The 12,048-nt window shown below is 63.4% G+C and carries 5 protein-coding genes; 4 read left to right on the top strand and 1 reads right to left on the bottom strand.

Features of this window, described 5'->3' with window-relative positions:
- Positions 1 to 112 precede the first annotated feature (112 nt).
- The 4 genes from B0E48_RS09805 to B0E48_RS09820 all read left to right on the top strand — a co-directional run bounded on the left by B0E48_RS09805 (position 113) and on the right by B0E48_RS09820 (position 10,392).
- Entirely contained in the window at positions 113 to 6,226 is a 6,114-nt protein-coding gene (locus B0E48_RS09805) for an alpha-2-macroglobulin (RefSeq protein WP_077517938.1), read from the top strand.
- 65 nt (positions 6,227 to 6,291) lie between these two features.
- Positions 6,292 to 8,685 carry a penicillin-binding protein 1C gene (gene pbpC / locus B0E48_RS09810; RefSeq protein WP_077517939.1) on the top strand — a complete coding sequence of 798 codons (2,394 nt, stop codon included), beginning with the start codon at positions 6,292 to 6,294 and terminating at the stop codon, positions 8,683 to 8,685.
- A gap of 73 nt (positions 8,686 to 8,758) precedes the next feature.
- On the top strand, positions 8,759 to 10,048 hold the full coding sequence (locus tag B0E48_RS09815; RefSeq protein WP_077517940.1) for an FAD-binding oxidoreductase: 1,290 nt from the start codon (positions 8,759 to 8,761) through the stop codon (positions 10,046 to 10,048).
- Positions 10,045 to 10,392 (top strand): tRNA-binding protein, encoded by a 348-nt coding sequence (locus tag B0E48_RS09820; protein ID WP_077517941.1) that lies wholly within the window; start codon positions 10,045 to 10,047, stop codon positions 10,390 to 10,392. The genes B0E48_RS09815 and B0E48_RS09820 overlap by 4 nt, the downstream gene beginning before the upstream one ends.
- 30 nt (positions 10,393 to 10,422) lie before the next feature.
- Here B0E48_RS09820 and B0E48_RS09825 read toward each other — a convergent pair whose 3' ends face one another.
- A complete protein-coding gene (locus tag B0E48_RS09825) occupies positions 10,423 to 12,033 on the bottom strand; it encodes a tryptophan halogenase family protein (RefSeq protein ID WP_077517942.1) in 1,611 nt (536 codons plus the stop codon).
- Positions 12,034 to 12,048: the final 15 nt, after the last annotated feature.

Consider the following 12,048-nt stretch of genomic DNA (forward strand, 5'->3'; position numbering starts at 1 on the left):
GGCTTGGGGAAATTTTTCGGCATCGACGAACCTGCGTCATGCAGTGTTGCGGCGAGTCGTGTCCGGATCCGGCATCGTCGGATTCGTCTATGGATGAAGGTGGGGAAGCATCATGGATTTGCTGCGGTTTCTGCTGATGTTGCCGGTGCGACTGCTGCGCGCCGTGTTTCACCTGCTCGGGTCGATCCTGCGGCCGCTTTTCGGCAATGTGTCCTGGTCTGCGCCGGAGTGGGCTCCTGCCACGGGCGCTGCAATCCGCCGCCGCCCGCGCCACTTTGCGGTTGGACTGCTCGCAGCGCTGATCCTGCTGGTCGGTGGCTGGTTCGGCTGGCAGTGGTACCAGCATCGGCCCCGGCCGGTCGAGCCCGAACGGATCACCTTCGAGGTCAAGGTGCCGGCCCTCACCGAATACGCGGCGCAGCCCGACGGCAATCCGAAAGTCACCATCCATCCGCTGGAGATCGGTTTTTCCCGCTCGGCGGCGCCGATCGAGCTGGTCGGCAAGGTGGTGACCAAAGGCATCGCGATGCAGCCTGCGCTCAAGGGCGAATGGAACTGGCTCGACGATCACACCTTGCGCTTTGTGCCGGCCGCGGACTGGCCGGTTGGCGCCCACGTCAAGGTGCAGTTCGATGTGGCGCAGGTCTTCGCACCGCATGTATTGATGGCTGATGACCATCTGGATTTCGATCTGCCGAAGTTTGCGGCGACCTTCGGTAAAGGCGAGTTCTATCAGGACCCGCAGGACGCCACGGCAAAGAAGACGATCGTTCCGGTCAACTTCAACTATCCCGTGGACACTGCGCAATTCGAGAAGCGCATCGCGATCGCGCTGGCCGACAAGGATGGAAAGTTCGGCACACCGCTGAAATTCACCGTCACGTATGACGCATTCAAGCTCAATGCCTGGGTGCATTCGCAGCCGCTGGATCTGCCGCGGGACGATGGTGCGGTGTTGCTGAAGCTGGACGATGGCGTGCGCAGTTCGCGCGGTGGTGACGGCACCCGCGATCCGTTGCAGACCAGCGTGCATGTTCCCGGCCTCTACAGTCTGGCGATCCAGGACATCAACCCGACCCTGGTCGACAACGACAGGTACGAACCCGAGCAGGTGCTGGTGGCGAATGTCAGCGGCAGCGTGCGTGGCAGCGACGTGGCCGGGTTGACCAAGGCCTGGATCCTGCCCGCGCGCAAAGTAGGCGTGGATCAGTCCGCCGACGACGCACCCTATGCATGGGACATTTCCGAAGTCAGCGAATCTGTTCTGCGCCAGTCGAAACCGTTGCCGCTGGAACTGGTGCCCACCGAGAACGACTACGCGGAGTTGCAGAGTTTCAAGTACCACGCCACACCCGGCCAGCGTATCTACGTGCGGATTGGCGCCGGTCTCAAATCCTTCGGCGGCTACGTGCTGGGCAAGCCGACTGCGCAGACCTTCAGCGTGCCGGATTATCCGAAGCTGCTGCGCTTCATGGCCGATGGTTCGTTGTTGTCGCTGAGCGGGAGCAAACGGATTTCGGTGGTATCGCGCAACATGCCCGGCATGCGGCTGGAGATCGGTCGCGTGCTGCCGGATCAGCTGCAACACCTGGTGAGTCTCAATCAAGGCAGCTACAGCCATCCCGAACTCGTCTACGGTTTCAGCGAAGACCATATCGTCGAGCGCTTCGAGCAGAAGTCCGCATTCCCCAAAGCCGACCCGGGCAAGGCCCATTACGAGGGCGTCGACCTTGGCCAGTATCTGAAGGAGGGCAAGCGCGGCGTGTTCCTGCTGCATCTCTCCGGTTACGACCCGGTGGTCGAAGCGAAGAAAGCGGCGGCCGCAGCGAAGGCCAGCGCGAAGGCGCTGCAAGGTACCGCGCCCGCGCCGGGCGACAAGCCCGCAAGCGCGGCCACGACCAGCACAGCGGATGCCGTCGCGGCCAGCGACAGCGGTGCCGGCGACGACAACGGCAATTCAGGGGATGACAACGACAGCGACGCGCCCGCTGACTCCCCGATGCCGACCGATACACGACTGATCGTGGTTACTGACCTGGGCATGCTGATCAAGCGTTCGCTCGACGGCAGCCAGGATGTGTTCGTGCAATCGATCCATACCGGCCAGCCGGTGGCCGACGCCAGCGTCGCGGTACTCGCGGTCAACGGGCAGACGCTGTACACGCAGTCCAGCAGCGCCGATGGCGTGGTGCATTTCCCGACCTTCAAGGGTTTGCAGCGCGAGAAGAAGCCGGTGATGTACGTGGTGAGGAAGGGCGACGACCTTTCCTTCCTGCCGATCGAGGGCAGCGACCGCCAGCTCGATTATTCGCGTTTCGACATCGGCGGCGATCCCAATGCGGCGAGCCAGGGCCAACTCTCCGCCTATCTGTTTTCCGATCGCGGTATCTATCGCCCGGGTGACCTGTTCCATATCGGCCTGATCGTGCGTGCGGCCAGCTGGTCGCGCAACGTGGCGGGCATCCCGTTGCAGGCCGAGATCGTCGACCCGCGCGGGGTCACGGTGAAACAGCAGGCCCTGACCATGGACGCGTCCGGCTTCGGCGAGCTGGACTACACCCCCGCCGAAACCGCGCCGACCGGCACCTGGACGGTGAATCTCTACATCGTCAGGGATGGCAAGGCGGACGCGCAGATTGGCACCACCACCTTGCAGGTGAAGGAATTCCTGCCTGACCGCATGAAGGTCGAGGCGAAGCTGTCGCAACAGGTGCCGGAAGGCTGGGTAAAACCCGAGCAACTGAAGGGCATCGTCGATGTGCAGAATTTGTTTGGCACGCCGGCCGCGGATCGTCGTGTCGAAGCTTCGCTGACTCTGCGACCGGCATGGCCGGCGTTCCAAAGCTGGCCGGACTACCACTTCTACGATGTGCGTCGTGCCAAGGATGGCTACGAAGAGTCCCTGCAGGATGGCAAGACCGACGACAAGGGCCACGCCGAATTCGACCTGGACCTGAAGAAATACGCCGACGCCACCTACCAGCTGTACTTCCTGATCAAGGCGTACGAGGCCGAAGGTGGACGCAGCGTCGCTGCCGCCGCGCAGACGCTGGTGTCGAGCAATGACTGGCTGGTCGGTTACAAGGCCGTCGACAACCTCGACTACATCACCCGCAATAGTCCGCGCACGGTGCACCTGGTTGCGATCAATCCGCAGGCCAAGGCGTTTGCCCTGAATGACCTGAAGGCACAGTTGATCGAACGCCGCTACGTTTCGGTGCTGACCAGGCAGGATTCGGGCGTCTACAAGTACGAGTCCAAGCTCAAGGAAATTCCGCTCAGCGAGTTGCCGCTGGCGATTCCCGCCGCCGGCATGGATTACCCGCTGCCCACCGACAAGCCGGGCAATTACGCGCTGGTGATCCGCCGTGCCGCCGACCGGACCGAGGTCAACCGCATCGAATACGCGGTGGCCGGCAACGCCAACGTCACCCGCTCACTCGACCGCAATGCCGAACTGCAGCTCAACCTCAGCAAGCCGGACTACACGCCTGGCGAGTCCGTGGAGATTGCGATCCGTGCGCCCTATGCGGGCAGCGGCCTGATCACCATCGAGCGCGACAAGGTCTACGCGCATGCGTGGTTCCATGCCGACACCACCAGCTCGGTGCAGCACATCACCGTGCCTGCGGATTTCGAGGGCAACGGTTACATCAACGTGCAGTACATCCGCGACCCGTCCTCGGACGAGGTCTTCATGAGTCCGCTCAGTTACGGTGTGGTGCCGTTCTCGGTGAACCTCGACGCACGTCGCAACCCGATCACGGTCGATGCTCCGGCGCTGGTGAAGCCAGGAGACACCGTGACCTTCAAGCTGCATTCGACGCAGCCGACGAGGGCGGTGGTGTTCGCGGTGGACGAGGGTATCCTGCAGGTGGCGCGTTACAAGCTGGGCGACCCGCTGAAGTTCTTCTTCCGCAAGCGCATGCTGGAAGTGGGTACGTCGCAGATCCTCGACCTGATCCTGCCGGATTTCGAGAAGCTGATGGCGATGGCTGCACCGGGCGGCGATGCCGATGGCGCGATCGGCCGCCAACTGAATCCTTTCAAGCGCAAGCGCGACAAGCCGGTGGTGTACTGGTCCGGCATTGTCGACGTGAATGGCGAGAAGGATTTCAGCTACACCGTGCCGGACTACTTCAATGGCAAGCTGCGCGTGATGGCGATGTCGGTATCGCCGGAGCGCATTGGCACCTACGAAGGTTCGACTACCGTACGTGGCGACTTCGTACTGTCGCCGAACGTGCCGACCACGCTGGCTCCGGGCGATCAGGCCGAGGTGAGCGTTGGCGTGGCCAACAACCTCACCGGTCTGAACGGCAAGCAGGTGCCGGTGGCGGTCACGTTGAAGACTGGACCGCAACTGCAGGTCGTTGGCAGCGCTACGCAAAGTCTGAGCTTGGGCGAGTTGCGCGAAGGCGTGGCGATATTCCACGTCAAGGCCACCAATGTTCAGGGTTCGGGCAATCTCGCCTTCAGCGCCGGCTATGCCAGCAAATCGGCGAAGCAGGCCGTGGATCTTTCGGTACGACCGGCTTCGGCCTATCGCACCCAGATCGACGTCGGCCTGGTCGCGCCGGGCAGCCAGCAAGACCTGCCTGACCTGCGCAAGCTTTACGACGCCTACGCTTCGCGCGATGCCGCCTTCTCCACCGTGCCAATCGTGCTGGCGCAGGGTCTGACCACGTATCTGATCAACTATCAGAACTACTGCAGCGAGCAACTGGTCAGCGCTGCGATGCCGCGGCTGGTGGTGGCAAAGTGGCCGGCGGCACCGATGTTCGCGCATGCATTGCAGCCGGCCTTCAGCGAAAAGAAGCTGGGCAATGACGAGGCGCTGGCGCAGCTCCTCGACGTACTGCATTCGCGGCAGAACGGGCAGGGCGGCTTCGGTGTATGGACCGCAACACCGGATGCCGAACCGTTCGTATCGGCGTATGCGATGCACTTTCTGCTGGAGGCGCACGACCGCGGGGTCACGGTGCCGAAGGACATGCTGGATGCCGGCAACAAATACCTGCATCAGCTCGCCGCCGACGAGAGCTTGGATTCGCTCGACGAGCTGCGTCAGCGCGCCTACGCGGTCTATTTGCTGACGCGGCAGGGCAATGTCACCACCAACGACCTGGCAGCGGTGCAGAAACGCCTGCAGGATGCGTTCCCGAACGACTGGAAGAACGACCTTGCTGCTGCATGGCTGGCCGCCTCGTACAAGCTGCTCAAGCAGGACAAGGAAGCGAACCAGCTGATCGCCGGGCCGCAGAAGGCGCTTGAGCGCAAATTGGCAAAGGAGAACTACGTCTACAGCTACTACTACGATCCGCTGACGCGCGACGCCAGCGTGCTGTATCTGCTGTCGAAGTATTTCCCGGAACGTGCCAAGGCGCTCTCGCCACAGGTGATGGAGAACATCGCGTGGCCGCTGGCGCACAACCAGTTCAACACCTTGTCCTCGTCGATGACGATACTGGCGCTGGATGCCTATGCTGCGCAGAGCGCCAGCGGGCTGGACAAGCTGGGCATTGACGAAGTGCATGCGGATGGCAGCGCCAGATCGATCGCCACGCTGCAGGCAAATCTGGTGCAGGCAGGCAGTTGGGATGCAGCGGCGGCACGCGTGCGCTTCACCAACGGCAGCAGCCTGCCGGCGTGGCGCGTTACCAGCCAGGGCGGTTATGACAGCAACGTGCCGGACAAGGCGATCAAGGACGGCATCGAGATCGTACGCGAGTACACCGACGCCAAGGGCAAGCCGCTCGACAAGATCGACGTCGGCGAGGAAATCGACGTTCATGTGAAAATCCGCGCCACCGGCGATCAGGGTGTCGGCGACGTGGCGATCGTCGACCTGCTGCCGGGTGGTTTCGAACCGGTCATCGAACCGCCGCCACCGGTCACCGATCAGCAGACGGCCGATGCCGGCAACGGAGCCGATGGAAGCGGGGCCGACCAAGGCGGCGACAGCGAAGTGAAGCCCGCGGCATGGCGTTCGCCGATCGGTTTGTCCACATCCACCTGGCAGCCTGACTATGCGGACATCCGCGAAGATCGCGTAGTGATCTACGGCACGGCGACGCCGGACGTGCGCGAATTCGTCTATCGCATCAAGGCCAGCAATGCCGGAACGTTCATCGTGCCGCCGGCGTACGGCGAGTCGATGTACGACCGCAGCGTGCAGGCACGCTCGCCGGGCGGCGGCACGTTGACCGTGGTGAGCAAGCCGTAACCTGCACCGGCATGCTTCCCACGGGAAGCATGCCGGTGTCGAACCGGCGCCCACGAAGTCCAGCCATGAACCCGTTCACTTCACTCCATCGTCTGTCGCGCGGCATGCTTCGGTGGCTGCGCCGCTGGCAGAACTGGCTGGTCGGTATCCTGCTGGTTGTCGCCGTGCTGGTGGCCTGCCGGCTGTGGCCGCATCCGTCGCTGCGCGACTGGCAACCCTCCTCCACTGCCGTTTACGACGACCATGGCCGACTGCTGCGGCTGACCCTGGCCAGCGACGACCGTTATCGGCTGTGGGTTCCCTTGACGGAGATCTCGCCGCAACTGGTCGACGGCGTGTTGCTGCACGAGGACCGCTGGTACTGGTGGCATCCCGGCATCAATTCGTACGGGCTGGCGCGTGGCGCATGGATCACCTACGTACGCCACGGCAATCCGCAAGGCGGCTCGACCGTCACGATGCAGCTGGCGCGGCTGTTGTGGCAGCTCAATACACGCTCGCCTCTGGGCAAGCTGCGGCAGATAGCGCGGGCCATCCAGCTGGAGCTGTTCTATTCCAAGCGACAGATCCTCGAGGCGTACCTCAATGACGCGCCGTACGGTCGCAATGTCGAAGGCGTGGGCACGGCGAGCCTGGCGTATTTCAACAAGCCCGCGAGTGCGCTGAGCCTGCCCGAAGCGTTGACCCTCGCGGTGATTCCGCAGGATCCGACGCGGCGACTGCAAAGCGCGGCTGCCGACAACCTGATCAGTCCGCGACTGGCAACTTCGCGTAACCGGCTCTACGCCAGCTGGTTGCGCAGTCATCCGAAGGACGCCACGCTGAAGCCGTTGTTCGCGTTGCCGCTGAATCTTCGCCCGCTGTCGCACTTGCCGTTCGAGGCGCCGCACGCGGTGGAGCAGATCCTCACAAAACGGCAGATCGAGGGCGAAGCTGGCGATCAGCGTGTGGTCAGCACGCTTGACCTGGATCTGCAGCACACCCTGGAACGCCAGATCGCGCAATACGTTGCCCATAACGCATCGCGTGGCATCCGCAACGCGACGGCGATCCTGGTCGATACGCGCGACATGGGCATCAAGGCGATGGTGGGCTCGGCGGACTATTTCGATCGCACGATCCAGGGCCAGGTCAACGGCACGCTGGCCAAGCGCTCGCCTGGTTCCACCCTCAAGCCCTTCATCTACGCCCTGGGTTTCGATCAGGGCGTGCTTCATCCGCAGACCGTGCTGCGCGATGTGCCTACCTCGTTCGGTCCGTATACGCCGGAGAATTTCGACGGCCATTTCCTCGGCCCGGTCACCGCCACCGATGCCTTGATCCGCAGCCGCAACATCCCCGCGGTTTGGGTGGCTTCGCAACTGCGCCAGCCGAGCCTCTATCAATTCCTGCGCGATGCCGGCATCAGTCGCATGGCCAGCGAGAAGCACTACGGGCTCGCCCTGGTACTCGGTGGTGGCGAAGTGAGCATGCAGGAGCTCGCCGGTTTGTACACGATGCTGGCCAACCGCGGCGAACTGAAACCGTTGCGCCTGCTCGCCGACGAACCACAGGTCGCCGGCACGCGCATGCTCAGCGACGAAGCCAGCTTCATGGTGATGGACATGCTGCGGAAGAATCCGCGTCCGGACGAGACCACCGGTGCACAGCCCTCACGCCTGCCGGTGTACTGGAAGACCGGCACGTCCTGGGCGTTTCGTGATGCGTGGACAGCAGGCAGTTTCGGCCCCTACGTGCTGGTGGTGTGGGTGGGCAATTTCGACAGCACCGGCAATCCCGCCTTCGTCGGTGCGGATGCCGCGGCGCCGCTGTTCTTCCGGATCATCGACGCGGTGCGCGCCGAGCGCCCGCAGTTGGCCGAGCCGATCCGGCACATGCCGGCCAACCTCAAGCGCGTGCAGATATGCCTCGCCAGTGGCGACCTGCCGAACCAGTGGTGCCCGCAGAAGGGCCTGACCTGGTTCATTCCAGGCAAATCGCCGATCCGCGTCAGCAACGTGCATCGGCCGGTGGTGATCGACGACGCCAGCGGCCAGCCGGCATGCCCGCCGTATGCCGGCAAGCGGACCCATGTCGAGGTCTACGAGTTCTGGCCGTCCGACCTGCAGCAGGTGTTTGCGCAGGCCGGCATGCCGCGCCGCAAACCACCGCAGAACGTCGACTGCAGCAATGCCGGCATGCCCGATGGCGATCCACCGCAGATCACCTCGCCGCTGCGTGGCAGCACCTATGCAATGCGGCTGGCCCAGCTCGGGCAGGAGCGCATCGCCTTTGTGGCCACCACGGATGCCGATGCACATGCGCTGTACTGGTTCGTCAACGATGCCTACGTCGGGCGCAGTGCGCCGGGCGAATCGCTGTTCTGGCAGCCGCAGACGGCTGGCAGTTACAACGTGCGGGTCGTCGACGACCACGGCCGCAGCGACCAGCGACCGCTCGCTGTCGGTCTGGTGGAGTAACCACACAGGTGGTGCCCGGAACGCTGCGCTATGCTCGCTGTCTCAGCACCACATCCGAGATGTCAGCCGCCCCATGTCGCCACCCCAGGCCACGTCCTACTACCGTGTCACGGCCACGCCGTACAAAAGCTTTGCTCCCCTGCAAGGCCGGCAGCACGCGCGGGTGGCCATCATTGGCGGTGGCTTTGCAGGACTGAATACGGCGCTGGGACTGGCCGAGCGCGGCGTGCGCGACGTGGTGCTGCTGGAGCGCGAACAGATCGGCTTCGGCGCCTCCGGTCGCAACGGCGGTTTCGTGTTTGCCGGCTACTCGCTGGGCGAGCAATCGCTGCTCGATCAGTTGGGTGAGGCACGTGCGCAGGCGTTGTTCAAGCTCACCACCGAGGCGGTGCAGCGCATCCGCCAGCGCATCACCGATTACGCGATTCCCTGCGATGCCGTCGACCAGGGCGTGATCTGGGCCAACTGGTTCCGCGATCCGGCCGTGTTGCGGCAACGCCAGCAGCTGCTGGCCGAGCATTACGGTGTGCAGTGGCAATGGCTGCCGCGGGACGAGCTGCGCGAGCGCGTGCGCAGCGAGCGTTATCACGATGGTCTGTATGAGCGTGACGCGCTGCACCTGCATCCGCTCAACTATGCGATCGGTCTCGCCGCGGCGGCAGCCGGGCACGGTGTACGCATCCATGAGAACAGTGGCGTCCGCAGCCTCACCCGCGAAGGCCTGCAGTGGCGCGTACGTACCGCACAGGGCGAGTTGCTGGTCGATCAGGTGGTGCTGGCGTGCGGCGGTTATCTGGCTGGTCTGCAGAAGCCGATCGATCGGGCGATCCTGCCGATAGCGACTTACGTGATGGTGACCGAGCCGCTGGGTCATCGGATGGATGATTGCCTGCACACCCGCGCTGCGATCTACGACAGCCGCTTCGCGTTCGATTATTACCGTGCGCTGCCGGATACGCGGCTGTTGTGGGGTGGCCGCATCTCGATCCGCAACCGTTCGCCGCAAGCAGTACAGCGGCTGCTGACGAAGGACCTGCTGCGGGTGTTCCCGCAATTGCAGGGAGTGAAGATCGATTACGCGTGGTCGGGCCTGATGAGTTACGCACGCCACCAGATGCCACAAGTCGGTGGCAGCGATAACGGACTCTGGTGGGCGCAGGCGTTCGGCGGCCACGGTCTGGCGCCGACCTGCGCCGCCGGCGAATTGCTGGCGGCGGCGATTGCCGATGGTGGTGACGCCTGGAAACAGTTTGCCGACTATGGTCTGAGCAGCACGCACCGGCCGTTCGGTTATCTTGGTGCGCAGACGACCTACTGGTGGCAGCAGGGTCGTGACTGGTTGAAGACGAGGCTGGAAGGATGAGCGAAGCAGAGCAGGGCGAAATCAGCTGGGCGGATTTCGAGAAGGTGCGGATTGTCGCCGGCACGGTTCTCCGCGTGGAGCCGTTTCCCGAAGCGCGCAAGCCGGCGTGGAAAGTGTGGGTGGATTTCGGTCCGTATGGCGAGAAGAAGACCAGTGCACAGATCGCCGCGTTGTATAGCGCCGAGCAGCTGGTCGGCCGGCAGATCGTGGGCGTGATCAACTTCCCCGAAAAGCAGATCGGTCCGTTCCGTTCGCAATTCCTGCTGACCGGGTTTCACACGGACGATGGCGTGGTGATCACGGCGGTCGAGCGTCCGGTGCCGAACGGTACCCAGCTGAGTTGAGCATGCAGCGTTCGCCGCCGAGCCGGTTGCCTACCAGAGATATACCTGCAGCGACGGCTCCCTGGATTTGAGCGGAATCCGCTGCAGCAGCTCGCGCTGGTCGGGATAATTCATCGCACTGCGCTCCAGCATGTTGTCGATCTGGGTGAGATCATGCTGCGCCTCTTCGGGTGTTGGCGGCCGCATGTGCTGCGAATCCGGGAACAATCCCACGCCGGCGAGCAGGCTGTACCAGGACATGGTCGGATAGCCCTGGCCGAAGACACCTTTTTTCAGTCCCGGGATGATCGGCTTGCTGGACAGCCAGGTGGTCAGCAAATGCTTGAGCGGGTTCGACAAGTGGGTATTGGCAGCGTTGGCGCGCCAGTAATCGGTGTCGGTGCGTGTGTTGGTCTTGTAATGGGTGACGATGTAATCGCGGGTACCCTCGAACTGGACGTTGATCGTCTGGTTGAAGGTCGCTCGCGCCTCGGCACCGAGATCACCCTTTTCCAGCGCCGCGACGAACATGTACGCAGTTCTCTGCACGAACAGCAGGGTAGTGGCCTCGAGAGGCTCGATGAATCCTTGCGCCAAGCCTATCGCGAGACAGTTGCGGTTCCAGCTTTCGGCGACGCGGCCGACACGCATCTTCAGGTGGCGCGCCGGCACGTCGGCATCCAGTACCCCGAGATGCGCGCGCAGTTCTGTCTCGGCTTGCTCGGGTGAGCAAAAGTCGGTGCTGTAGACGTAGCCGTTGCCGTAACGATTGGTCAGTGGAATCTTCCAGGCCCAGCCGTTCGTGAGCGCGGTGGAGACGGTCTGCGACATGATCGGCCCGTCGATGGGCGTTGCCAGTGCAATCGCCGCGTTGTTGAACAGGTTCTCCGCGTAGGGCACGAACGGGGTCTTCAGTGCCTTGCCGATCAGCAGCGACGCAAAGCCGGTGCAGTCGATGAAGAAGTCGGCATCCAGTGTCTCGCCGCCTTCGAGGTGCAGCGAACCGATGTCACCATTGTCCTTCAGGATCACCTCGTTCACGTGGCACGCGATGTGGCGCACGCCGCGCTCCAGCGCCTTTTTGAGCAGGAAGGCGCCAAGCAGGGTGGCGTCGAAGTGGTAGCCATGCCAGATGTCGAACGGAAAGCTGTGCGCCGGTTTGGGTGCCCGGCAGTCACGCGCCAGGCGGCTGGCGATGAAGAATCGGTCGGGGTGCGCGTGCACGTCGGCATGGTTCAGGCGCGAGTGCACGTTGTTGATGAATTGCGTCATGGTCAGGTTGTCGAGCATCGACGCAAACGCGTGGAAGTAGCTCTCGAAACCGGGCCGTGTCGACCATTTGTCGAAGGTAATGCCGTTTTTGTAGGTCGCGTTGCAGGCGGGCATCCACTCGGCTTCCTCGATGCCGAGGTCTTCGAAGAAGCGTCGCAGGAAGGGTGTCGAACCCTCACCCACGCCGATCGTGGCGACTTGCGGGGAATCGATCACGGTGACCTCAAGCCTGGATCCATAGGCAGAGTTGGCCAGGGCCAGGGCCGTCATCCAGCCTGCGGTGCCGCCACCGACCACGACGATCCTGCGTACTGGCGGATCGGCTTCGATACGCGTGTCAGCGCGATGCGTGGCAGTAGTCTGGTTGAACGGGGCGGTGTTATCCGACATGGCACGGGTCACTGG

The sequence above is a fragment of the Rhodanobacter sp. C03 genome, from assembly GCF_002001175.1.
In the GTDB taxonomy this organism is placed as follows: Bacteria; Pseudomonadota; Gammaproteobacteria; order Xanthomonadales; family Rhodanobacteraceae; genus Rhodanobacter.

Bases quoted from the DNA above. Each gene is read 5' to 3' on its own strand.
- B0E48_RS09805 (WP_077517938.1), top strand. From the start codon at position 113: ATGGATTTGCTGCGGTTTCTGCTGATGTTGCCGGTGCGACTGCTGCGC.
- pbpC (WP_077517939.1), top strand. From the start codon at position 6,292: ATGAACCCGTTCACTTCACTCCATCGTCTGTCGCGCGGCATGCTTCGG.
- B0E48_RS09815 (WP_077517940.1), top strand. From the start codon at position 8,759: ATGTCGCCACCCCAGGCCACGTCCTACTACCGTGTCACGGCCACGCCG.
- B0E48_RS09820 (WP_077517941.1), top strand. From the start codon at position 10,045: ATGAGCGAAGCAGAGCAGGGCGAAATCAGCTGGGCGGATTTCGAGAAG.
- B0E48_RS09825 (WP_077517942.1), bottom strand. From the start codon at position 12,033: ATGTCGGATAACACCGCCCCGTTCAACCAGACTACTGCCACGCATCGC.